The organism is Microcoleus sp. FACHB-672 (assembly GCF_014695725.1).
Classification (GTDB): Bacteria; Cyanobacteriota; Cyanobacteriia; order Cyanobacteriales; family Oscillatoriaceae; genus FACHB-68.
Genome location: NZ_JACJOU010000016.1, coordinates 197,406 through 219,785 on the forward strand (window position 1 = coordinate 197,406; position 22,380 = coordinate 219,785).

Consider the following 22,380-nt stretch of genomic DNA (forward strand, 5'->3'; position numbering starts at 1 on the left):
TAATATAGTTTAGCAGTGGGTGAGGACTTACACGTTCTCTATACCACAAAAACTGTCAATCATCAAATGAGTAAGGAAAATTTATGACCCGCGCGATAATGGAAACCGACAAAGGCACGATCAACTTGGAATTATTTGATCAAGATGCCCCAAATACGGTCAAAAATTTTGTAGAACTCTCTGAAAAAGGTTTTTACGACGGCCTAATTTTCCACCGAGTCATCAATAATTTTATGGTTCAAGGTGGCTGTCCTCAAGGCACTGGCACAGGTGGCCCTGGCTATAAAATCAAGTGTGAAATTAACAAGAACAAGCATCTCGCCGGCACCCTATCAATGGCTCATGCCGGTCGTGATACAGGGGGCAGCCAATTCTTTATTTGTCATTCCCCTCAACCTCATTTAGATGGAATGCACACCACCTTTGGAAAAACCGAAGACATGGATGTTGTGAATGCCATTCGCAAGGGTGACAAAATTCTTTCCGTCAAAATTGAGAAATAGTTTAAAACTTGTGTAACTTCAGAGACGTGTTCGCTTTGCCGGCGAGCGCGTCTCTGAAACTAATTTATAAATAAATTACCGTTATCCAAATAATATTTAATTTCAAAGTAATCACTTCACTTTAAAGTAATGCTATATTCCCAAACCCAAGACCTTTACCGCACCTGTACCCATTTTTTAGAAAAAGACCCCAAGCAGCGTTTACAGGCACTTCAGGAAATGGGGCTAGCACGTTACGATTTTTTGACACAAATGCCACTGACTGAGGCTAATATAACTTGTGTGATGCGGTTTCTGGGTAATCGACATCGGGTTAAATTTCCGAATCTCCAAGGAGCAGATTTATCAGGATTAGTTCTCGATGGTGTAAACTTCATTCGAGGGGATTTAACTGGAGCAAATTTGCGAGGAAGCCGTTTAATCAATGCGGATCTTTTATTTGCAAATTTTACTCAAGCAGATTTGAGAAATGCTGATTTAAGCGGAGCCACGCTTAATGAAACAATTTGGTTAGATGCTTTAGTTGATGGATGCGAGTTTGAAGCCGGCATTGGATTGACAAATGAGCAGCGCATAAATTTAAAAATTCGCGGAGCAAAATTCAGCCGACATTAATATAAACCTCAAAAAAGCAACAATTTATGGTCAAAAGGCATCACCCAACCCCACCACTCCTTGGCAGCCGAAATAGCCGATTGAACGTTATCCGTCGGGGTGTCTTACGCTCCTATCGAAGCGATCTCTATCATTTTTTAGTCACCCTTTCTTGGCCGGGATTTTTAGCGCTAATTACTTTATCTTATGTGGCTGCCAACACTTTATTCGCTCTAGCTTACTTGGCGGGAGGTGATTGCATTGAGAATGCTCAACCAGGCTCTTTTCGAGACACTTTTGTCTTTAGTGTGCAGACAATGGCAACTATCGGCTACGGCTCAATGTACCCCCGCACCAACTACGCGCATGGGTTGGTCGCCCTCGAAGCGCTCGTGGGTTTGTTGGGGTTTGCAATGGGCACCGGCATCATGTTTGCGCGGTTCTCGCTGCCCACAGCGCGAGTGCTTTTTAGTCGTGTGGCGGTGATCGCACCTTATGATGGAGTGCCGACGCTGATGTTTCGCACAGCAAATCAGCGCGACAACTTTATTTTAGAAGCGCAAGTGCGGGTAACGTTGGTTCGCAATGAAGTGACCAAAGAGGGGCATTTCATGCGTCGGTTTTATGATTTACAACTGGTTCGCCGCGAGACACCTATTTTTGCATTAAGTTGGACAGTAATGCATCAAATTGATGAGACAAGTCCTCTCTATAATGCCACACCGGAATCGTTAGCTGAAGCGGAAACTGAACTCGTAATTACTCTCACCGGCACTGATGAATCAGTTTCCCAGACTCTCCACACGCGTCATGCGTTTCTCTCGTCAGAAATTTTGTGGAATATGCGTTTTGTAGACATTTTGTCGAGGATGCCAGACGGACGACGCCTCGTGGATTATACCCACTTCCACGATGTGATGCCGGTGTAGATTTTTAAATTAATACGCTCATAAATTTTCTGTCGTTTTAGGTTGAGCATCTTCCAAAATAAAATAAAGTGCGCCGCTGAGAACAGCGGCAAAAAAGCACCAAACTGAAACAAATGTCAGGTTATAAAATAGATTAGCTAAGCCAAAGGAAGCGATTGCTGCAAGACCAAAGAGCTTAACGGGATGACGCTCTGAAAGGATAAAGGGAAGACTTGTCACGAGTAAGTATAAGTATTTTAAGGGCGCGAATAAAGGGATAACTGTCAAATCATAAAGTAAGTTCCCTGAAAATTTTTCAAGATGCACGCCTTGGGTTATGACAAATCCAAATAGATAGATTCCCAAACCTGCTCCTACGATAACCAGTCCGAATATTACTTTTCTTTTTAAGCTGTTTTTCTCACCTAAATAAACGGCGAGAGGGCATAATATAGGCCAGATGCCGGTGGCAAACAATAAAAAACCATCCCTAACAACAAGATTGAGGGAAGAAAGCGAGGGATTTCCAAGGGTTAACCAAACAATCCCTCCAAGGAATTGCTGAGTTGCAAATAAGAAAGGAAAGAGGCCCAATAATCGATAGTCGCTCGATTGAATTTTCTGATAATTTGCAATGCCTAATGCAGAAAGGGTTACTCCTGCTGTAAAACTTGCGGTTGCAGAAAAGCACATAATCGCGTTCCTCGGAGTTGTTTTGAAATACTTGAAAGATAATAAAATTCTTTAGAGTCGGTTATAAAAAACTTTGTTAATATCGGATAGAATGAGCTGGAAATGAATGCTAAAATTGAAATTAGCCAAATATAAGCAAAATTTTTATGTCTCTAACACCTCAGCAATTAGAATTCTTGATGCCCGATGCTACTCAACTAGAGAGTGATGAACCAGAAATGGAAAGTACATTGCACTATGTTCAGCTAGCGCTGTTGGTTTCTTGTCTGGAATGGCTATGGCGAGACAGAAATGATTACTTTATCGGCGCAAATCTCACAATATATTTTAGCCGGCAACAATTAAAAAATCGAGACTTCAGAGGGCCAGATTTTTTCCTAGTCACCCCGACTCAGAAGCGTCCCCGTAAATCTTGGGTCGTTTGGGAAGAAAATGGTAAATACCCGAATTTGATCATAGAATTGCTTTCTGATTCTACTGCAACCGTTGACAGGGAATTCAAGAAAAACCTTTATCAAAACGAATTTCGCACCCCCGAATACTTTTGGTTTTCTCCAGAAAGTTTAGAGTTCGCAGGCTTCCGATTATTAGGCCAAAGATACCTGGAAATTACGTCTAATGAAGCAGGACTGCGTTGGAGCGAAAGTCTCAATCTTTATTTAGGCATTTTAGATGGAAAACTGCGCTACTTCACTGCTGAAAGAGAATTAGTACCCACCCCAGAAGAGGCGGCAATTCAAGCACAGCAACGTGCTGAACAATTGGCAGCACAATTACGGGCATTGGGAGTGGAACCTGACGCTTAAAGATCAATAGGGTTTAAATAATCGCCAGCTATATTTTTAGGGAAGATCTAGACCCCCAGTTACCTTAAATCACTTCTGAACACTAAGGAACCTAGCTTCTATAAAAAACTGAGTTCTTTACAGTCATGATTTTCAAAATAAGAGATAAATGCTATATATAAAACACGACCAGAAACCACAAAGGTTCCTCTCATAAAAAATACTGCCCTAAACCAGATAATTTTAAAATCAGCGTAAATAATTTGACATTTTATTAACATTGAAAGTAAAGAATGGCATCTAACTCAAGACGGAAACTTCCAAAAACGGTGCATCCCCTTAAGCGTTTGCTCAACTACGGACACCCACACCGGCAGCAAATTAGGCTGGCAACTCTTTGCTCAATTCTCAACAAAGTTTTTGACTTAGCGCCCCCCGTTTTAATCGGTGTAGCCGTCGATGTCGTTGTTAAAAAAGAGGATTCTCTGCTAGCTCAGTGGGGAATGAAAGATATCTTTGGGCAATTTTTAATTCTTTCAATTCTTACCGTCATCATTTGGATATTGGAATCAGTTTTTGAATACGCTTACGCTCGACTTTGGCGGAATTTAGGTCAGACAATTCAGCACGAATTGCGCCTTGATGCCTACAGCCATATTCAAGAATTGGATATCGCCTATTTTGAAGATCGCAGCACCGGCGGCTTGATGTCTATTTTAAGTGATGATATTAACCAGCTAGAGCGGTTTCTCGATTTTGGAGCCAATGAAATTCTCCAAGTCACCACAACGGTTGTTATCATTGGCAGTGCGTTCTTTTTCATCGCGCCGAGTGTCGCTTGGATGGCGATGCTGCCGATGCCATTTATCCTTTGGGGTTCCGTTGCGTTTCAACGCCTTCTCGCGCCTCGCTATGCCGAAGTGCGGGAAAAAGTGAGCTTGCTTAACGGACAACTCTCAAATAATTTATCCGGCATCACAACCATTAAAAGTTTTACTGCCGAACAATATGAAGCCAAGCGCATCGAACGAGAAAGTGAAGCTTATCGCCAAAGTAACCGCCGTGCTATCAAGCTTTCTGCGGCATTTGTTCCGTTAATTCGGATGATTATTTTGGTTGGATTTACGGCTTTACTCCTTTATGGCGGGATGGAAGCGGTTGCCGACAAAATGTCAGTGGGTTCTTACAGTGTGTTAGTGTTTCTTATCCAGCGATTATTGTGGCCGTTAACACGCTTGGGAGAGACGTTTGATCAATACCAAAGAGCAATGGCTTCAACCACACGAGTGCTTAATTTGCTCGACACTCCGATTGCAATTCATCCCGGTGACAAACCGTTGCCGGCTGCTTTAGTTCGGGGTGAAGTGGAGTTGCGAAATGTGACATTTGCTTACCGTGATCGTTCTCCGGTTATTAAAAATCTTTCCTTGCATATTCCTGCCGGCAAAACAATTGCCATTGTCGGTTCCACCGGCTCTGGGAAAAGCACTTTAGTAAAACTGCTGTTGCGGCTGTATGAAATTGAATCGGGAACAATTACCCTTGATGGCATTGAATTAAGCGAACTGAACTTAAAAGATTTGCGGCAAGCTATCGGGTTAGTCAGCCAGGATGTATTTTTATTTCACGGGACAGTTGCAGAAAATATTGCTTACGGCACCTTTGAAGCAATGCCGGCAGAAATCATAGAAGCTGCAAAAGTTGCAGAAGCCCATGAATTTATTACGCAACTTCCTCAAGGTTATGAAACAATTGTAGGGGAACGAGGCCAGAAATTATCTGGCGGCCAACGACAGCGACTTGCCATCGCCCGCGCCATTCTCAAAAACCCACCGATTCTCATTTTGGATGAAGCGACCTCGGCAGTGGATAATGAGACAGAAGCGGCAATTCAACGCTCACTCGAACGCATTACCCAGAACCGCACAACAATTGCGATCGCCCATCGCCTTTCCACCGTCCGCAATGCTGATTGCATTTATGTCATGGAGCATGGCAAATTAATAGAGTGGGGCCGGCATGAACAACTGCTCGATCAACAGGGAATTTATGCAAGTCTCTGGCGTGTGCAAATGGGTTTAAGATGATATTAGCAATATTGGAAAGCAGAGCATGATTCAACTCGGTAATAACCCACCCCAAGAGGAAAAAAATAGCTGGCGACGGCAACTCGCTGAATTTGTGAAAGCCAATCAGCATGAATTAGCAGCTTTGGCGTGGGGGCTATTTCTGGAAAAGGGAGAAAGTGACGATACGCTAGGGATTGATCTCAAGCCAGAACCGCATTTTGTCTACTGCCCCAGAGAAGCAATCGAAACGTTAAATCGCAACGTCGAGAATAACCTTCGAGAAGTTTTGGGAATTGTTGATAATCACAATCCTGAAAAAGAAGTGTTGATCATTGGAATTGGCAATGATCAAATCAAACTCATTCAGTTTGAAGTAGAACCGACACCGCCCGAATGTTTTGAGCAAGTTGCCACCGATGTTGATACATTAATCAAGCGGTTGGAGCAGCGCATGAGTGAGCAAATCAAGTACTAAAAGGGTATTAAAAGCTATTGGTAATTTTAGCTTAGTTAAATTCCCATCTGAAGCTTATGTCTTGATCACTCAGACTTTTCTGCGTATTCAAGAATGTGCTGAGCGGTGATTTGTGGCTGTTCGAGGTGAGGAACATGACCACAATTTTTAATCCAAATTAACTCACTATGGGGAATCGATTGCTTAAACTTTTCTGCATCAGTCGTGCCTAAAATTCGGTCATTTTCTCCCCACAAAATCAGCGTTTGCTGCCTAATGTGTTCGAGTTTATCCCGAAAAGAACTATAGCCTCCACTTTTTGTAAAAGCAATCAATCCTTGATTCCAACGGGGCATTTTCAGATGCAAAGCCGCACAAAGCGCTGCATCGACAGAAGCCAAGGTTTCATCAAAATAAGCCGTGCGACTAATACGCTGCCGCACTTTAGGATTTCTTAAAAATTCTGTGGCTAAATAACCCAAAGGCGGAATCAAATATTTCCCTCCTTTAGGCCCATTTGCAAAACCGGCACTGTCAATTAAAACTAACTTTTTAACCGCATCCGGATGAGAGAGAGTAAAATCAATGGCAGCCGCTCCTCCCATCGAAACTCCGACTAAAATAACGGGTTTCTCGATTAAGGTTTTCCAAAAATAATAGAGATGAGTCTTAATGGCTGTTGGAGAAACTGAAATTCCTGCTAATCGATCTGTAAAGCCAAAACCCAACAAATCAACCGCCCAGGTTTCGTGTTTTTCAGCCAGTAAAGGTAGCAGCCGGCGAAACTCAAAGACAGAGCTATCAAAGCCATGTAACAACAAAATAGGCGTACCACCGCCACCCTGACGGATAAAACTTGTGGGGATCGATTGCTCACTCAAGGGAGTGGAGATTTCCTGACGCTCAATGCTCTGCGCCAGAGCAATCGAGGCGGGTTCAGTTAAGTTTTTAAATTCAGGAGGTAAGAAGGTAGACATGAAATTTATTTTACCTTCTCCCTACTTATTTTAGAACAGAATTTTTGTGTTCAATTACTTCTCCTGCCTTTGTCCTGTGACTTCCCGTTCTGTATCTCCAAGCATACGATCTGCAGCCGCCACAGCCGGGTTTTCCCCCACAGCTTCCGCAGATTCTCCAGAACGATCTGCAACTTGGCTGAGAATTTCCATTTCTGCCAGCGTTTCCTCCGCTTCATTTTTGGTTGAGCGAACAACGTAATTTAACTTTAGTTCTTCCAACCAATCATTGAGTAGGGATTGCAATTCCGAAAGCGTTTCTTTATCTTTTAATTCTTGACGTAACGCTTCCTTAAAATCGGTAGTCAGCTTATCTAAAATTTGCCGACCTTTTGTATCGGAATATGAACTAGACACAACATCGACAGTCGCACCGGCTAGATAATTGGCTAGCTGATCGATTACCTCTGCCGGCAGCATACCGAGTGCGGGAATTCTCTTCAAGCCTTGATAAAAATCAGATTGCTTAAAAGAATTTTCAATGCTGTGACGCATTAAATTTTCCAACCCAGGTTGAACTTTTGGCAAAACCCGATTAACTGTCAAGTGAAGCAAGCGATCACTAATCGCTTCAACTTCATCAATATTATTAACTGTAATATAGGGTTGGGTATTCAGTAAAAAACCGGCAGCATCTCCATTTTTAATCGCATTTTGCGTTTGTGTAATAATCCGAACGATCACAAAATTTGTTACCTGATTGGCTAAATTTGCCATCGGTTCATAAGTAATCTGTACGATCGCCCGATCAAAATTTATCACGCCTGATTGATGCAGCCGCACCAATACCGGCATCGCGCGCAAAGGTCGAAACAATGGCAGAAAGAGAAAAACATCATACCAGCGCCTCACCATACAATCACCCCAGCTCAAGCGGGGAAACCGACGACTCAGCAAAAAAGTGCGAATCAGATACTCCGCCGCAAAAAAGGCGATAAAAACGAGGTCAATTCGCCAGAAATTATCGATAAATCGACCGTAGCTGTCTACCTGGCGAAAATAATTCGCTTCCATTAAAGGCCGAATTTGATTGTTGAAAAAACCAAGTTGTGCTTGGCTATCGGCCTGACTTAAATACTCAGAACTCCAAAACCTCTGAAATGCTCCTTTCGCAGAAGTCGTACCGAGATGTTCTGCCATCCGCCGTTTAATTTGGGCAAACGTCCCCACTTTAGCCGGCACTAAAAAAGGATTTTCATCAATAATCGTCGCGCTTTGATTGCGTAAATCTTCCAGCAATTGCTGAGTCTGAGCCTCTGGCTGGCTGGGTTGAGACAGTTGAGTGGATAATTGATCGACTGTATTAAGATATTTTACCGTAACCGGATGGGGTTCAATTCCTTTAACTGGATCGTATAAAGTAACGACACCCGGTAGTTGCCGCAAATAGAAATCCCGCAATGGAATATAGCTAATATTAAACAGCACTAAAGCGAGGTTAAAAAGTGCGATTAAAGCACTTAATTTTGCCCACCAGGGAATTGGGCGAGAAGTTTCCGAGGCTGTACCGTCAAGCTCTGATGTTAATAGTTGAGTCTGCATCTTTCAGATTTTTGCAACACCATCTTTGATTGATGAGTCGCTGGTTTTACGCACTCACTTTATCGATCTTGCCTGCTTTTACCAAAATTCGGCATAAGTCTAAGGGAAGAATCTGAAAGAGAAGATGAGGGGTTTGTCCTGAATTCTCTGTCTTTAGTGTCCCGATTCTGGAAATTGGTGCTCTCGGACTTCAATGGAAAAATCCCGCACAGCCTTGCCAATCGTCTGCCGGAGATTTGCGTAAGACTTGGCAAAGGGGGGTTGCCGGCTGGAAAGTCCCAACAAATCTGCTGTCACAAGAACTTGGCCATCACAATCTGGCCCTGCACCAATGCCAATCGTGGGAATCACCAGCCGTTTGGAGATTTGGGCCGCTAACTCGGCTGGGATATGCTCCAATACAATGGCAAAGGCACCGGCTTGTTCCAGTGCGATCGCTTCTGATAAAATCCGCTCACTGTCTTCTGGAGTCTTACCCTGCTGCCGATAACCGAGTTGGTGTACAGACTGCGGCGTTAACCCCACATGACCCATCACCGGGATCCCGGCTTGCACTAAGCGATAAACGGTTTGGGCGATCGCATCATACCCCCCCTCCAACTTCACCGCATTCGCCCCCGTTTCCTTGAGTATCCTGCCGGCAGAGTGCATCGCTTGCTGAGGGCTTTCTTGGTACGTCAAAAACGGCAAATCCACGACCACTAAGGCTTTTTCTACGCCCCGCCGTACAGCTTTGGCGTGGTGCATCATCTCTTCCAGCGTCACCGGCAGCGTCGTTTCGTAGCCTAGCGCAACCATCGCCAGAGAATCCCCCACCAAAATTAAATCAACACCGGCCTCATCCAGCAGTTGCGCCACAGGATAATCCCATGCCGTCAGCGCCACGATTGGACGCCCTTGTTGTTTCCATTGAATTAATTGCTGGATGGTGACGCTCATGTAAATTGAGGATAAAATTGCACTCTTGCAAGGATAGCAAAATCCCTTAGCCCAAAGGTTGGAATATGACAGAGTGGTACAAAGAAGACCTCGCATTTATTCATGACGTTGGTTTCAGTGACTACGCGCTTAAATCTGCTGCCGGCATCTTAGAAATTCTGCATCAGCGCAATATCCGAGAAGGTTTAGTCGTAGATTTGGGTTGCGGAACCGGCTTATGGACGCAAGAACTTGCAAAAGCTGACTATCAGGTTCTGGGAGTCGATATCTCCGAAGCCGCCATCGCCATTGCGCGAACAAGAGTCCCCAATGCGGAGTTTCGGGTTGAATCGTTATTCAAAACCGGCATCCCACCCTGCAATGCTGTCACCGCTATCAGTGAATGTCTTAACTATTTGTTCGATCCAGATAATCAGCGCGAAACTTTAAATCAACTCTTCCACCGCATTTATCACGCCTTAATTCCTGGGGGTGTTTTTGTCTTCGATATTATTGAATTGGCAGACGTGCCGGTGGAGGTAACAAAGGGATTTAAGGAAGGAAAAGATTGGATTGTGCTAGTAGAAAAAGAGGAAGATCACGATCTGGCAATTTTAACCCGCAAGATTATTACCTTTCGCAAAGTCGGAGAACTCTATAGACGGGATGACGAAGTTCACCGGCAGCGATTATATAAAGAGGAAGATATTGTAACAGAGCTTTCTCAAGCCGGTTTTCAGGTTCAGACAATGCGGAGTTATGGACAATATACTTTACCCCAAGGTCGTGTAGCGTTTGTTGCCGGTAAACCAGGGTGAAGACCCCACCTTTGACGTGATTTGCAGTGAACCAATTTTTGAGTTATGAGGGGTGAGTTACCGATAAAATTGCTTATTCTAGATGTGGAGCCGGTAGAGGTAATGTGATGGATACCACCACAACAGAGCGGGAGATTGTAAAGCAAGTCATTCAACGATATGCTGAGTTTAAGCCTTCTCACGGCGATATTCGGCTCGACACGGTATTTGACGACACGCAAAACCGCTATGCACTGATGCAGGTGGGTTGGGATAGAGGGCGACGGGTGAGGGGGAATTTAATTTATGTGACTTTGAGTGATGGTAAGATTTTGGTGGAATATGATGGGATGGAAGAAGGAATCACCAAAGACTTAATCGCGGCAGGCATCCCTCCAGAACGAATTATTCTTGCATTTCTCCCTGAAGAGCAAACTGCTGCAACAGCTTAAACTCCCTATTCAGAATTACTTATGGATGCAATTAGACTTAAGAATCTACGGAACTTGGAGGATACTGGTTTTGTTCAAATAAAGCCGATCACGTTTCTTTTAGGAAGTAACAGCTCAGGTAAAAGCACTTTTTTGAGATTTTTCCCGTTAATAAGACAGAGTGCCGCTGCTAGAACTATAGGCCCAATACTTTGGTATGGAAACCTTGTAGATTTCGGGAGTTTTAGTGAAGCACTGAATAATAAGAGTTCTGTGAACGAAATTTCTTTTATGTATAAATTTAGAATACCTAAATTTACGAATAAGGAGAGACATCCTGTTTGGAGTCGCTTATATCGAGCAGTCCCTGTAATAGAAGATTTAGATGTAATCCTTGATCTAAAAATGACAACAGATGAAAAGCGTCAAGGTGTTACAATCTGTAAAGAATGTTCTTTCCAGCTTGCAGATCATCGAATCACGATTGAGATGAATGCATCTGGAGATGTTGTTAAATTTAATGTAAACGAAAATAATTTTTTAGCTAAAGGATTAAAACTCAAAACTGAGCAAACTGGGAGTTTTCTACCCCAGGTTTTTAAAGTAATAGATAAGCGTGAGGATATAGATACTCTTTTTTTTTACTCCTCTTTTTACGCTAGAAGTAAAACGCCACTTCTTTTAGAAGAATTGGTTGAAACAGTTAGTGATCTAGTACATCATAAGACGAAAGGGGAAAGAGTAAGATTATTAGTATCGAGTTTCGGAATTGGCTCTTCAAAAGCTATGCTAGCCGATATGAAAAACGCGGACAACGGTGGCGAAACATGGAATAAAAAAACTGATAACTGGAACGAAAATGAGCATACATATAAATATATTAGAGATTTAGTAATTGCAAATTCATTAATTTTATTATTATCATGTTTTGATGATTATATAGCTAATTTTGCGCGTAAAATTAGCTATATAGGCCCTATACGCGCTACAGCAGAGCGTTATTATCGTTCCCAAGAGCTGGCTGTTGGTGAGGTTGATTCCCAAGGAAAAAATCTTGCCATGTTCATTAGAAACTTAACAAAGGAGGAGAAGAAGAATTTTGCAAAATGGACACAAGAATATTTCGGATTTTCACTACTTGTTCGTTCTTCAGGAGAACACATTTCTTTGAAAATCAGAGAAGAAAATTTACAAACTGAGATAAATTTAGCTGATACTGGCTTTGGATTCTCGCAAGTGCTTCCTATTTTGACGCAGTTATGGTGGCTAAGTAGGAAGTTAAATAGCTCTTATCGTTCTCCACATCTAATAACCTTTACAATAGAACAACCAGAATTACATCTGCATCCAAAATTGCAAGCACTTTTTGCAGACTCTCTTATTGCAGCTATCAAGGCTTCAAAACATTCAGGAATTGATTTGCGTTTGATAATTGAAACTCATAGTGAGACACTCATAAATAGATTTGGACATCGTATTGCCAATAAGGACTTTGATAGAGAGGATATCAATGTAGTGTTATTTGACAGGAAGAAAGCAAGCGATTCTGTGGGCATAAGGGTAGTTTCCTATGATGAAGAGGGCTTCTTAACTAATTGGCCTTTGGGTTTCTTTGAGCCAGATATGATTTAGTAGATAAACAATGTTATTAGTTCTGGATTCTTCTCTTATAGCTGAAATTGATCCCAGTTCAAATGTTATACATGCATTAGACTTAATAGCTCATTCTAGACGATTGGGTAAGCATATAGTATTTGGGCAAAGGGAAGTAATGAAGTTTCTGGCAACCTGGGAATTACTTTCTGTAACTTCTCGCGCTGTTTACAGGAAGCTTTATGAAGATTTGCCAACAAGTCTAGCATATCTTAATGAGATTAGTCTATCGGTGGAGATCGTTTTAGAAGATGTGCTTGAAATATTAGATAGAGGAAACTCTAGGGTGATTCGGGTTTCTGTTAATTATTTTACAGACTTCTCTATTCTTGATAAAACAGTTATTTTATCGGAAAATCATGATGATGTTTTATTTTATAAAAGATTAGCTAGGGTATATTTAACATGGAAAAATATTGGAAATCTTGACATTGCATACGAACCTAGAAGTGGTGGAGGCGGAACAACCGATAGAGAGTTTGATTCTTTACAAAAGTCTAAACAAAAATTTTGTTTATGTATACTTGATAGTGATAAAAAAACACCAAAGCTAAATGTAGGTAATACAGCAAAAGCTGTACTAAAAATAAACCAGCAGAATCAACCCTTATGTGATGCTCTTGTTCTCAGTGTTAGAGAAATTGAAAATCTCATTCCAACTGCGATTTATAGAGAAACTTTCATAAATGATGTCAATAAACAGAAAGCTATTCTTTTTCTTGAATCTTTAGATAATTCTTCACTTGCTAATGCAAGAAACTATCTAGATATGAAGGAAGGAATAAAATTAGGAAAAATTCTGGAAGAGGAACCCCAGACAGAGTTTCGGAAATACTGGCTTACCTTCGCAAAAAAATTTAGCAGCCATCTTTCCACTGAATGCTTAAGTAACGAAAAGTGTTCTCAAGAGTCCTCTAAGAAGTGCCAGTGTTTTGTCACTCTAGGGTTTGGCGATAACATTATGAAAAAGATTGAAAAGGTTTATTTAGATAAAGATATATCTCACATGATTTCTGAGGAATTAAAACCAGAGTGGGAAAGGATAGGGGCTATCATCACAGCTTGGTGTTGTGCTTCATCCCAGATATCTACAGTTAGCACATCATAATATTAATCTCTAAAAATCAAATTGGAGCAAAAACTATAAATCCATCTGCATCAGCAAACGAACATATTGTTTTGCCGACGGTTGCAAATTAAGGTGTTTTACTTAAAACAATAGTACACCTTGTTAAACTTGGACAGAACACGAGCAAGTTAGGATGATTGTTAGCGCGAATGAAGAAGCGATCTCATTTTCCCCTTTTTCGCAGCAGTCCTCAAACCGGCTTTATTTCTAAACTCCGCCACAAGTACCACGAGGCAATACTGCAATAAGGCTTCCATTTTTGTCCAAAACGTTCTGTAGTCTTGCGGTCAGGAAGTGCCTCAAGATTGTAGAGTTTCCGAATGCCGGCACGTACACCCAAGTCATCCACCGGCAAGACATCCCACCGCTTGAGACGGAAAATCAACAGCATCTGCACAGTCCAGCGTCCGACACCTTTCACCCGCGTCAGAGTCTTGATAATCGCCTCATCGTCCAAGACTTCCAACTCCTCAAGCGTAGGTAATCCCTCGATCACATGACGTGCCAAGTCTTTGAGGTAAGAGATTTTGGGGCGCGAAATTCCCACACTGCGGAGGACTTCATCCGGCGTGTCGAGGACATCTTGTGCCAAAGGGAACTGAGTGTCCGGGTAAAGCTGGAGAAACCTTTCGTGGATGACTTTAGCCACCTTGGTGGAAAGTTGTTGGTGGAGAATTGACCGGCATAGGCAAAAGAACAAGTCTCCCTCTAACTCGTCCTGATTCAGTTGACACGCACCAATTTGGTCAATGAGTTGTCCCAGGATAGGGTCGGAATCCTTAAGAAAGTCAATGGCAACTGAGTAATTCATCCCCAACACTCCAGTAATTATAAGTAACGTTCAATCCATCGTTAGTGATTCGCTGTCATTCTAGTTATTACAGTGTGTTAGGGCTACAACTTGCTAAAATAAGACTAGAAGGACTCTTTGAAAATGATGAAGCTAATACAAAAGCTTTGGGCGTTGAACTAACAGACGAAAACATAAGTACCCAGGTAATGATAATGACTGAAATTACGCTGAATTCAGACCGATTTAAGGAAGTTTTGAAAGCTACAATTCTTGAATTATTTCAAGAGAATCGAGAAGAGTTTTCTAACCTGCTATCAGAGATTGTCGAAGATATCGCTATGGAACGAGCAATTCAAGAAGGTGAAGAAACAGAAACTGTTAGCAGAGAAGCTATTTTCAAAATTCTGGAGCCGTAATTGTGGAGGTTGAATTTAGAAAAAGTTTTGAAAAAGATTTAAGCAAGCTTCGAGATGAGGCTCTCCTCACAAGAATTCAAGCGATAATCTTGGAAATTGAAGCTGCCGAAAGTTTAGAAGAGGTGAGCAATGTTAAAAAGCTTAAAGCAGAAGGAGATTACTACCGCATTCGAGTTGGAGACTACAGAATCGGCATTCTTATTAACGAGGATCTTGTCGTCTTTGTGAGAGTTTTGCATTGGAAAGAAGTCTATCGATACTTTCCTTAAGTCTCTATTACTTCAATGCTAGATAGATTGACTCCGCAGTTTAGCCTTCTGTTTGTTGAAACTGTGTCAACAACCAAGCTACTACCTGCGATTGATCAGTTTCTCGACTACGACGAAGCGCTTCTTCTAAAATTGCAATAGAAAGTGCCGGTAATACCTGAGATACCTGAATCCGGTTACTTCCCTGATCAGCCACCCTATAGGCAAGAATTTGAGTATTTTGCACATCCACTACCCAATATTCAGCGACGCCTAACTCTTCATAAAGTACCCGTTTTGTCCCCACATCATCCAGCAGCGAAGTCTTGGCAACCTCAATCACTAAATTCGGGGCTGGATACTGATCAAGATTCACAATTCCCGTACCTGATGGGATCGATTGAGCGCGATTGCCAATGTAATAAGACACATCCGGTTGACATTCCCGCACACCCGCTTTACGAAACGTTGTTGTGTCTAACCCTCTTAAAGGAATGTCTTTAATTGCAGCAAACAAATTAACTGCCAAGATAATCACCACATGGTCTTGCCCATGATCAAAACTAACAGGTGACATCTCAATCCTCATGTGTCCCTTGTAGTAGTAACTCTTTGCCTGTTCATAAATTGGATCTTCAATGATCTGAACATACTCGTCCCAAGGCGTAGGAAGCCAAGTATCTGTTTTTAGCTGGGTTTGTAAATCACTCATCGCCTAATTTTCCCGCCAAAAAGTTGCCATAAACGCAGAATTTTTAGAGCCGGCACTTAACCATTATCTAGCTAAAACCCGATACTGAATGATTAGACTAGATGAATCAACGCCTCAATTAGTATCTGATTTTGCTCATCAGTCCCCACCGTAATGCGAAGCTTATCCTCTAAACCGGCCTGTTTGAAATAGCGCACCAAAATTCCCCGTTCCTTCAGTGCCAAATAAATTTGCTCGGCATTGCCTTTAGGAGGTTGTGTCAAAAAGAAATTGGCTTGGGAATCCCACAGCCGGCAGCCTAATTGCTTCAGATCCACTGCTAATTTCGCCCGCGATACCTTCACCTTTTCCGCACACTCATTTTTATGCGCTTGATCGCGCATCGCCGCCGCCCCAACTAAACAAGCAATTGCGTCAATATTGTAACTATCTTTAACCTTAAATAATCCGCTCAAAAGCTTCGGATTAGCAATCCCAAACCCCAGCCGCAATCCTGCTAAAGAATAACCTTTAGATAAGGTGCGAATTATAATAACATTTTCAAATTCTTTGACTAAGGGCAACGCCGTTTCTTCCGCAAAGTCCACGTAAGCTTCATCAACGACTAAAACACCCGACAACCTCGCTGCCAATTGCCGAATCTCGTCAATGTTAACAGTATGTCCCGATGGACTATTGGGCGATGCAATAAACGTTACCGCACCATTTTCTGCCACCAATTCCTCAATGGGTAAGCGATAATCCTCGCTATAGGAAATTTCCACCCGATCCGCCGGCTGCATATCGGTTAGCGTGCGATACAGTACATACGTCGGCATTGGATAAACAACGTTGCGCCCCAATTCCGCGCAAGCACGCACAACAACATTGAGCAATTCATCGCTGCCATTGCTGACAATAATCCACTCAACCGGCACCTCCAATACCTCAGAAATCGCCTTGCGAAATTCGTTGGCATAAGGATCTGGGTAACGCCGCAACCATTCAATATCTAAATTCCGCAGAACTGAGATCGCTGCCGGTGAAGGAGGATAAGGGTTTTCGTTAGTGTTGAGCTTGATTATATTTGTACCCGGTTTAGGTTGTTCGCCGGGAGTATAGCCGGTCATCATCTCAACACTTGGGCGAAAGTAGCTAGGCATGACGTTGTTGCGTGTCAAACAATGACTTATTGGGCAAAGAAACCAGTGAACAGAAGCGGCAAAAGTATTAATGCAGAGACAATTAACAGAACCGTTGCCGCATCAATATTAATCTCGTTATTCTTAGGATCGCTCATTTTAAGCCCTCTCAGAAAATAAGTCTATCAACTTACCTTAACAGGGATATCCGCAACTTAGCTTTACAGTTGAAGGGTTTGAGTTGAGGAATTCTCAGGCTGACTATTCCTATCACCGGAAACCTAAGAAACGCAAGAAGGGAATGAGGATGTAGTAAATAGCGCCCAAACAAAGCGCACCGGCACTGCCTAAAAGCCCAAAAAAGCCGATACTCAGCCAAAATTCTGGCCAACCGATGCCGGTGGAGAGCTTGCTAGAAAGAAAAATGAAGTTGAAAGAATAAGGAGACAGGTAAATAAGATTTGCAATAATGGCGGCTGTTCCCATTGCGGCAAAGGAGGCGTGCAGCAGGTGATGTCTGGGTAAACCTAAACCAAGGGTGACGCAAGCAATGGCAATGGCACTAAATCCCATTAACCCATCTACCACTTTTGCCGGCGTTGAAACAATCGTATGTAAACCCCACCACCCCAAAAGATAGCCAAATATTCCCATCACGGCAGCCGGCCAAAACCGCCGCAATTGCCCAAAACTGCCGGCTTCTGTCAATCCCAGCGCAGTACCCAACCCCGCCCAGGCAAATAGTAAAATTATCGGCTCAATCGCTAACTGCGAGTCCGGACTCAACCAGCTCAGCTGTTCCGAAAGCATCTGAGCTATTTGATCACCCACCGGGGACCAATAAGCCAACCAAAACCCGATCCCCGCACCGATACTCCCCCCTATGCCGCCCAGTACCATTCCTAAAAAGGTGTCTGAACAAGCGCGGAAGAACCATCTGACAACCGCTACGCAGCTTTTCACTCCACCCATAACGAGCCGGTAGAGGAAAATAGCGACCGCTGCCACTGGGTTGCCCACAAGGCCAAAAATGCCTTCTACTATCGCTCTGAGGCGATCAAAACTGAACAGTGCCCTTGCTGCCCTTCTTCTGCGTCGGGAAATGCGGGCCAAGCGTGAGTGAATTTCTGCCGCGTTTGCCGGTCGTTGAGTTACCACTGGGCGCACCATCTCATCCAGCAGATCGGCTAAAGCGGGGCTAACTTTGGCATACTGACGCCACCGGCACTCGCCGGTTACGGGATCTTCTATATCTCCAGGATACCGACCTGTGAGTAAGTGAATAAAGGTTCGCCCCAGGGCGTAAAAATCGGCTGCCGGTCCCACCACTCCGCCGGCAATCTGTTCGGGCGGACTGTAACCCGGAGACACTAAGCGCGTAGAACTCACCTGAGGGGCGCTGCCGGCACGAATTTGCTTTGCCCCACCAAAATCAATCGCGACAAGTTGGTAAGTTTCCTGGCGCAACATTAAGTTGCTGGGTTTGATGTCGCGATGAACAATTTGACGCCGGTGTAATACCTGCAAAATATCGATTGCCTGAGAAAGCCAGTCTAAAACCAGGGCTTCTGGATACCCCTGCGGATACTGATCCAGAATCTCCTCTAAAGTTGGCCCATTAATTTTTTCCATCACCAGACAGGGCAGATGCCGGGGTTTCGGGTGGGCTAGACGCACCTCAAAATAGCTATCTGACTCGACTCTGGGGACTCCAGGATGGCGCAGGCGTGCTAAAACGGCGGCTTCTTGCTCAAAAAGTTCGAGTCCCTTGGGAGAAGTTACGACCAACACTTTCAGAACTCGTTCTCTCTGGGACTTGAGATCCCAGACCGTGTAAATAACGGCAAAGCCGCCGGTGCCAAGCTGCTGTAAGGGAATATAGCGCCCTTTAAATTCTAAGGGTGCCCCGCAACTCAGACAAAACTTGTTGCCCCAAGCCTGAGGGTAAGGGCCGGTGCAGTCTGGATTAATGCAGTGGGTATATAAAGACTGAGGCACAACCGTAATTTGGGGAATGGGGCATGGGGCAAGTCTGGGTTTATTCACCACAGACGAGGGATCGGGAGTCGGAAGTGGTTAATGGGAAATGGGGTATTGGGGATCGCGAGTCTTTGGTAATTCGTTATAGACGTAGTCTTGCTTGGTGCAAAGCGATGGGATTAGGCTGTTCTCCTTCTCTGCCCCTCTCCCCGTCTCTGTGTCTTCCCTCTAATTTTTATTGACGACTGCTCGCTTATTTTACATTTGCCGGTGAGACTAGACGGGATTTTCACGGCTTCCTTTCCCTAACTTCTTGAGTTCTGAGACTAGCAAACCATCGCCTGCCCTGGCTTGCTAGCGTACTTTAGAAATTGGCACAATGTTTGTAACAAAAAATTAATATTTTGTCATAAAATATAAACCGAGATTATAGCTTACTAAATAAGATTTGAAGTTTAACTTATTTGATCCCTGGTATATTGTTTAAGAGCTTACTAAAGCTGCCTGCTCATTCCATGATTCCTAGGAAGGGGGATTATGACTTACGCTTCAAGCCAAACACAAACAAAAACAGGCTACAAAGCCGGTGTAAAAGACTACAGACTGACTTATTACACCCCCGATTACACACCGAAAGACACTGATATCCTCGCGGCTTTCCGCGTTACCCCTCAGCCTGGAGTTCCCCCTGAAGAAGCGGGTGCTGCTGTGGCTGCAGAGTCTTCCACCGGAACTTGGACAACCGTGTGGACAGACTTGCTGACGGACCTGGATCGCTATAAAGGTCGTTGCTACGACATCACCCCAGTCCCCGGTGAAGATAACCAGTTTATTTGCTACGTTGCTTATCCACTGGATCTGTTTGAAGAAGGTTCTGTCACCAATATGTTGACCTCCATCGTGGGGAACGTATTTGGTTTCAAAGCCTTGCGGGCGCTGCGTCTGGAAGACCTGCGGATTCCCGTTGCCTACCTGAAGACTTTCCAAGGGCCTCCCCACGGTATCCAAGTAGAGCGCGACAAAATCAACAAGTACGGTCGTCCCCTACTCGGTTGCACCATTAAACCCAAATTGGGTTTGTCGGCTAAAAACTACGGTCGGGCGGTCTATGAGTGCCTACGCGGCGGTCTGGACTTCACAAAAGACGACGAAAACATCAACTCCGCCCCATTCCAGCGCTGGCGTGATCGCTTCCTGTTCGTAGCAGAAGCCATCCACAAAGCCCAGGCTGAAACAGGTGAAATCAAGGGTCACTACCTGAACGTCACCGCCCCTACCTGTGAACAAATGTTGGAGCGCGCCGAGTTCGCCAAAGAACTCAAAATGCCCATCATCATGCACGACTACCTGACTGCAGGGTTCACAGCTAACACCACCTTAGCTCACTGGTGCCGCGCCAACGGTATCTTGCTACACATTCACCGTGCTATGCACGCTGTGATTGACCGGCAAAAGAACCACGGGATTCACTTCCGTGTCTTGGCCAAGTGTCTGCGGATGTCTGGTGGTGACCACATCCACACCGGCACCGTCGTCGGCAAGTTGGAAGGCGAACGCGGAATCACGATGGGCTTCGTTGATTTGCTTCGTGAAAACTATGTCGAGCAAGACTTGTCTCGCGGTATTTACTTCACCCAAGACTGGGCATCTATGCCTGGTGTGATGGCAGTTGCTTCCGGTGGTATTCACGTATGGCACATGCCAGCACTCGTGGAAATCTTCGGCGATGACTCCGTCCTGCAATTCGGCGGCGGCACCTTGGGCCACCCCTGGGGTAATGCTCCAGGCGCAACAGCCAACCGCGTTGCCCTCGAAGCTTGCGTCCAGGCACGTAACGAAGGCCGGTCACTTGCCCGCGAAGGCAACGACGTGATCCGCGAAGCCTGTAAGTGGTCTCCTGAATTGGCCGCAGCTTGCGAACTCTGGAAAGAAATCAAGTTCGAGTTCGAGGCAATGGATACGGTCTGATGAAAAGTCCTGAGTGCGGGGTGAATAATCTCCACTCAGAACTTAGGATTCAGGACTGACTGGGCTGGAGTGGGGTATTAAAAAAGCGGTGGCTATCCACAAGATGGCAAGTTGAAAGCGAAATCCTGTGGATGTGAGTCTTAGGTATTTTCCAATGCTATTTTGGCAAGGGAGAGCGGGTATGGTGTTGTACCCAGTAAAGGTTGCAGCAATCAGCTTTTACTAAAGATTTTAGTAAAAGATAACTGACCCTCTCAAAATTCACATCAGTATGGATATAAAACAAATCGCCAAAGATACTGCGAAGGTGCTGACTAGCTACCTGACTTATCAAGCGATGCGAACTGTTTTTGCTCAGCTCAGTGAAACGAATCCTCCCTTGGCGCTCTGGTTGCAAAGCTTTTCCTCCACTGGCAAAATCCAAGATGGCGAAGCCTACCTGCGGGAATTACTTCAGGAAAAGCCAGAATTAGCCTTTCGACTGATGACAGTGCGAGAACATCTGGCCCAGGAAGTGTCAGAGTTTTTACCTGAGATGGTTTGCACTGGCATCAGTCAAACAAATATGGAACACCGCCGCCGGCATTTGGAGCGCATGACGCAACTAAGCGTACCTGACGCCGCCCCCCAGTCAGAAATGGAAACCTCTTCAGAGCCTAATTTGGATAATTTATCCAGTTAATGGCTAATCGCTTCATCGCAATTAGCCAAGAATTGCAGCTACACCAGAAAGACACTAAGGAAGACATGAAAACCCTACCTAAAGAGCGGCGTTACGAGACCCTTTCCTATCTGCCGCCACTCAGCGACGCGCAGATTGCCAAACAAATTCAGTACATCCTCGATCAAGGTTATATTCCTGCCATCGAGTTCAATGAAGTGTCTGAACCGACCACATTTTACTGGACACTGTGGAAGTTGCCTTTGTTCAACGCCAGAAGCGTCCAAGAAGTTCTCAGTGAAGTTCAAGGCTGCCGGTCTGAATACTCCAATTGCTTCGTGCGCGTTGTCGGCTTTGACAACATCAAGCAGTGCCAAGTGCTCAGCTTTATCGTACACAAGCCGAACACCAGAGGCTACTAGAACTTAGTTCTCAAATTTGACTCATTAGAGTAAAAATGTAGGGGCAATTCGTAAATTGTCTCTACTTTTTTTGATCTGTAAATTAGATGAATTACCCCTATAATGCAAAAGCCTTTATAACATTGTGTTAAATTTAAAACGCCATTTCAATTTTTATCTTTTGCTACATTCAACCCGTAGGGGCAAAGTATTCGGGCGATAATTCTTTATGTTGTTACGAAAAGATTTGTACCCGAATGCTTTGCCCTGCATTAATCCTAAGAAACCTAATTAGGAAGATAGCACAACGGCGCGTCAGCGATAGAATTCGGACAGCTAAGTTACAGCACTTTTGAGAGATATGAGGTACACTCAAGGGAACATTAAGGGTATTGAGGACCATAATGAAACCGTACTCAGTAGATTTGCGAGAAAAAATAGTCAATGCTTACGACAGAGGCAACACGTCGGTTAAAAAAGTAGCCGTTCAATTTGGTGTAGCGAAAAGCTATGTACAAAAGCTTCTCCAACTTAAGAAAACTCAAGGTCATCTAGAACCCAAAAAGCAAGGCGGTGGAATGAAGGGTA

Annotated in this window: 23 protein-coding genes and 1 pseudogene; 16 read left to right on the forward strand and 8 right to left on the reverse strand. The window is 44.0% G+C overall.

Going from position 1 to position 22,380, the window contains the following annotated elements:
* Positions 1-83 precede the first annotated feature (83 nt).
* The 3 genes from H6F56_RS12710 to H6F56_RS12720 all read left to right on the forward strand — a co-directional run bounded on the left by H6F56_RS12710 (position 84) and on the right by H6F56_RS12720 (position 2,026).
* The gene (locus H6F56_RS12710) at positions 84-503 is read left to right on the forward strand and encodes a peptidylprolyl isomerase (RefSeq protein ID WP_190668646.1); all 420 of its coding nucleotides are present in this window, start codon (positions 84-86) and stop codon (positions 501-503) included.
* A gap of 129 nt (positions 504-632) precedes the next feature.
* A complete protein-coding gene (locus H6F56_RS12715; RefSeq protein ID WP_190668649.1) occupies positions 633-1,118 on the forward strand; it encodes a pentapeptide repeat-containing protein in 486 nt (161 codons plus the stop codon).
* Between the two features lie 26 nt (positions 1,119-1,144).
* Positions 1,145-2,026, forward strand: a complete 882-nt coding sequence (locus H6F56_RS12720; protein ID WP_190668652.1) for an ion channel — start codon at positions 1,145-1,147, stop codon at positions 2,024-2,026.
* Between the two features lie 18 nt (positions 2,027-2,044).
* On the opposite strand, the gene H6F56_RS12725 is transcribed toward H6F56_RS12720, so the two are convergent.
* Complete coding sequence (locus H6F56_RS12725) at positions 2,045-2,698, reverse strand: DUF6629 family protein (protein ID WP_190668655.1); 654 nt, start codon at positions 2,696-2,698, stop codon at positions 2,045-2,047.
* Positions 2,699-2,844: 146 nt separating this feature from the next.
* Between H6F56_RS12725 and H6F56_RS12730 the strand changes: the two genes are divergently transcribed.
* The 3 genes from H6F56_RS12730 (at position 2,845) to H6F56_RS12740 (ending at position 6,027) form a co-directional block, all read left to right on the forward strand.
* Complete coding sequence (locus H6F56_RS12730; RefSeq protein ID WP_190668658.1) at positions 2,845-3,504, forward strand: Uma2 family endonuclease; 660 nt, start codon at positions 2,845-2,847, stop codon at positions 3,502-3,504.
* A 272-nt stretch (positions 3,505-3,776) separates the two neighbouring features.
* A complete protein-coding gene (locus H6F56_RS12735) occupies positions 3,777-5,570 on the forward strand; it encodes an ABC transporter ATP-binding protein (protein ID WP_190668661.1) in 1,794 nt (597 codons plus the stop codon).
* A 25-nt stretch (positions 5,571-5,595) separates the two neighbouring features.
* Positions 5,596-6,027, forward strand: a complete 432-nt coding sequence (locus H6F56_RS12740) for a hypothetical protein (RefSeq protein WP_190668663.1) — start codon at positions 5,596-5,598, stop codon at positions 6,025-6,027.
* Between the two features lie 65 nt (positions 6,028-6,092).
* Here H6F56_RS12740 and H6F56_RS12745 read toward each other — a convergent pair whose 3' ends face one another.
* The 3 genes from H6F56_RS12745 to panB form a co-directional block, all read right to left on the reverse strand.
* Positions 6,093-6,983 carry an alpha/beta hydrolase gene (locus H6F56_RS12745; protein ID WP_190668666.1) on the reverse strand — a complete coding sequence of 297 codons (891 nt, stop codon included), beginning with the start codon at positions 6,981-6,983 and terminating at the stop codon, positions 6,093-6,095.
* A gap of 54 nt (positions 6,984-7,037) precedes the next feature.
* Positions 7,038-8,564 (reverse strand): hypothetical protein, encoded by a 1,527-nt coding sequence (locus H6F56_RS12750; protein WP_190668670.1) that lies wholly within the window; start codon positions 8,562-8,564, stop codon positions 7,038-7,040.
* 153 nt (positions 8,565-8,717) lie between these two features.
* The gene (gene panB / locus H6F56_RS12755) at positions 8,718-9,503 is read right to left on the reverse strand and encodes a 3-methyl-2-oxobutanoate hydroxymethyltransferase (RefSeq protein ID WP_190668673.1); all 786 of its coding nucleotides are present in this window, start codon (positions 9,501-9,503) and stop codon (positions 8,718-8,720) included.
* 65 nt (positions 9,504-9,568) lie between these two features.
* Between panB and H6F56_RS12760 the strand changes: the two genes are divergently transcribed.
* The 4 genes from H6F56_RS12760 (at position 9,569) to H6F56_RS12775 (ending at position 13,471) form a co-directional block, all read left to right on the forward strand.
* Entirely contained in the window at positions 9,569-10,300 is a 732-nt protein-coding gene (locus H6F56_RS12760; protein WP_190668676.1) for a class I SAM-dependent methyltransferase, read from the forward strand.
* A gap of 107 nt (positions 10,301-10,407) precedes the next feature.
* Entirely contained in the window at positions 10,408-10,731 is a 324-nt protein-coding gene (locus H6F56_RS12765) for a XisI protein (RefSeq protein WP_190668679.1), read from the forward strand.
* 21 nt (positions 10,732-10,752) lie between these two features.
* The gene (locus H6F56_RS12770; protein WP_190668684.1) at positions 10,753-12,342 is read left to right on the forward strand and encodes an AAA family ATPase; all 1,590 of its coding nucleotides are present in this window, start codon (positions 10,753-10,755) and stop codon (positions 12,340-12,342) included.
* 10 nt (positions 12,343-12,352) lie between these two features.
* Complete coding sequence (locus H6F56_RS12775; protein ID WP_190668689.1) at positions 12,353-13,471, forward strand: hypothetical protein; 1,119 nt, start codon at positions 12,353-12,355, stop codon at positions 13,469-13,471.
* A 211-nt stretch (positions 13,472-13,682) separates the two neighbouring features.
* Here the strand turns inward: H6F56_RS12775 and H6F56_RS12780 are convergent, their stop codons facing one another.
* Entirely contained in the window at positions 13,683-14,303 is a 621-nt protein-coding gene (locus H6F56_RS12780) for a DNA-3-methyladenine glycosylase family protein (protein ID WP_190668691.1), read from the reverse strand.
* A 44-nt stretch (positions 14,304-14,347) separates the two neighbouring features.
* Between H6F56_RS12780 and H6F56_RS26335 the strand changes: the two genes are divergently transcribed.
* On the forward strand, positions 14,348-14,701 hold the full coding sequence (locus H6F56_RS26335) for a hypothetical protein (protein ID WP_242031973.1): 354 nt from the start codon (positions 14,348-14,350) through the stop codon (positions 14,699-14,701).
* A 2-nt stretch (positions 14,702-14,703) separates the two neighbouring features.
* Complete coding sequence (locus tag H6F56_RS12790; protein WP_190668693.1) at positions 14,704-14,970, forward strand: type II toxin-antitoxin system RelE family toxin; 267 nt, start codon at positions 14,704-14,706, stop codon at positions 14,968-14,970.
* 40 nt (positions 14,971-15,010) lie between these two features.
* Here H6F56_RS12790 and H6F56_RS12795 read toward each other — a convergent pair whose 3' ends face one another.
* The 3 genes from H6F56_RS12795 to H6F56_RS12805 all read right to left on the reverse strand — a co-directional run bounded on the left by H6F56_RS12795 (position 15,011) and on the right by H6F56_RS12805 (position 18,828).
* Positions 15,011-15,661, reverse strand: a complete 651-nt coding sequence (locus tag H6F56_RS12795) for a Uma2 family endonuclease (protein WP_190668695.1) — start codon at positions 15,659-15,661, stop codon at positions 15,011-15,013.
* Positions 15,662-15,753: 92 nt separating this feature from the next.
* Entirely contained in the window at positions 15,754-16,803 is a 1,050-nt protein-coding gene (hisC, locus tag H6F56_RS12800; protein ID WP_190668697.1) for a histidinol-phosphate transaminase, read from the reverse strand.
* 249 nt (positions 16,804-17,052) lie between these two features.
* On the reverse strand, positions 17,053-18,828 hold the full coding sequence (locus H6F56_RS12805) for a serine/threonine-protein kinase (RefSeq protein WP_309236515.1): 1,776 nt from the start codon (positions 18,826-18,828) through the stop codon (positions 17,053-17,055).
* A gap of 471 nt (positions 18,829-19,299) precedes the next feature.
* Here H6F56_RS12805 and H6F56_RS12810 point away from each other — a divergent pair, with 471 nt between their 5' ends.
* The 4 genes and pseudogenes from H6F56_RS12810 to H6F56_RS12825 form a co-directional block, all read left to right on the forward strand.
* A complete protein-coding gene (locus H6F56_RS12810) occupies positions 19,300-20,730 on the forward strand; it encodes a form I ribulose bisphosphate carboxylase large subunit (protein WP_190668698.1) in 1,431 nt (476 codons plus the stop codon).
* 271 nt (positions 20,731-21,001) lie between these two features.
* The gene (gene rcbX, locus H6F56_RS12815) at positions 21,002-21,412 is read left to right on the forward strand and encodes a RuBisCO chaperone RbcX (RefSeq protein ID WP_190668700.1); all 411 of its coding nucleotides are present in this window, start codon (positions 21,002-21,004) and stop codon (positions 21,410-21,412) included.
* Positions 21,413-21,477: 65 nt separating this feature from the next.
* Positions 21,478-21,813, forward strand: a complete 336-nt coding sequence (locus H6F56_RS12820; RefSeq protein WP_190668731.1) for a ribulose bisphosphate carboxylase small subunit — start codon at positions 21,478-21,480, stop codon at positions 21,811-21,813.
* A gap of 383 nt (positions 21,814-22,196) precedes the next feature.
* Positions 22,197-22,380, forward strand: a pseudogene (locus H6F56_RS12825) (IS630 family transposase); the annotation flags it as partial.

Coding starts and splice junctions, on each gene's coding strand:
- H6F56_RS12710 (WP_190668646.1), top strand. CDS start 84: ATGACCCGCGCGATAATGGAAACCGACAAAGGCACGATCAACTTGGAA.
- H6F56_RS12715 (WP_190668649.1), top strand. CDS start 633: ATGCTATATTCCCAAACCCAAGACCTTTACCGCACCTGTACCCATTTT.
- H6F56_RS12720 (WP_190668652.1), top strand. CDS start 1,145: ATGGTCAAAAGGCATCACCCAACCCCACCACTCCTTGGCAGCCGAAAT.
- H6F56_RS12725 (WP_190668655.1), bottom strand. CDS start 2,698: ATGTGCTTTTCTGCAACCGCAAGTTTTACAGCAGGAGTAACCCTTTCT.
- H6F56_RS12730 (WP_190668658.1), top strand. CDS start 2,845: ATGTCTCTAACACCTCAGCAATTAGAATTCTTGATGCCCGATGCTACT.
- H6F56_RS12735 (WP_190668661.1), top strand. CDS start 3,777: ATGGCATCTAACTCAAGACGGAAACTTCCAAAAACGGTGCATCCCCTT.
- H6F56_RS12740 (WP_190668663.1), top strand. CDS start 5,596: ATGATTCAACTCGGTAATAACCCACCCCAAGAGGAAAAAAATAGCTGG.
- H6F56_RS12745 (WP_190668666.1), bottom strand. CDS start 6,983: ATGTCTACCTTCTTACCTCCTGAATTTAAAAACTTAACTGAACCCGCC.
- H6F56_RS12750 (WP_190668670.1), bottom strand. CDS start 8,564: ATGCAGACTCAACTATTAACATCAGAGCTTGACGGTACAGCCTCGGAA.
- panB (WP_190668673.1), bottom strand. CDS start 9,503: ATGAGCGTCACCATCCAGCAATTAATTCAATGGAAACAACAAGGGCGT.
- H6F56_RS12760 (WP_190668676.1), top strand. CDS start 9,569: ATGACAGAGTGGTACAAAGAAGACCTCGCATTTATTCATGACGTTGGT.
- H6F56_RS12765 (WP_190668679.1), top strand. CDS start 10,408: ATGGATACCACCACAACAGAGCGGGAGATTGTAAAGCAAGTCATTCAA.
- H6F56_RS12770 (WP_190668684.1), top strand. CDS start 10,753: ATGGATGCAATTAGACTTAAGAATCTACGGAACTTGGAGGATACTGGT.
- H6F56_RS12775 (WP_190668689.1), top strand. CDS start 12,353: ATGTTATTAGTTCTGGATTCTTCTCTTATAGCTGAAATTGATCCCAGT.
- H6F56_RS12780 (WP_190668691.1), bottom strand. CDS start 14,303: ATGAATTACTCAGTTGCCATTGACTTTCTTAAGGATTCCGACCCTATC.
- H6F56_RS12795 (WP_190668695.1), bottom strand. CDS start 15,661: ATGAGTGATTTACAAACCCAGCTAAAAACAGATACTTGGCTTCCTACG.
- hisC (WP_190668697.1), bottom strand. CDS start 16,803: ATGCCTAGCTACTTTCGCCCAAGTGTTGAGATGATGACCGGCTATACT.
- H6F56_RS12810 (WP_190668698.1), top strand. CDS start 19,300: ATGACTTACGCTTCAAGCCAAACACAAACAAAAACAGGCTACAAAGCC.
- rcbX (WP_190668700.1), top strand. CDS start 21,002: ATGGATATAAAACAAATCGCCAAAGATACTGCGAAGGTGCTGACTAGC.
- H6F56_RS12820 (WP_190668731.1), top strand. CDS start 21,478: ATGAAAACCCTACCTAAAGAGCGGCGTTACGAGACCCTTTCCTATCTG.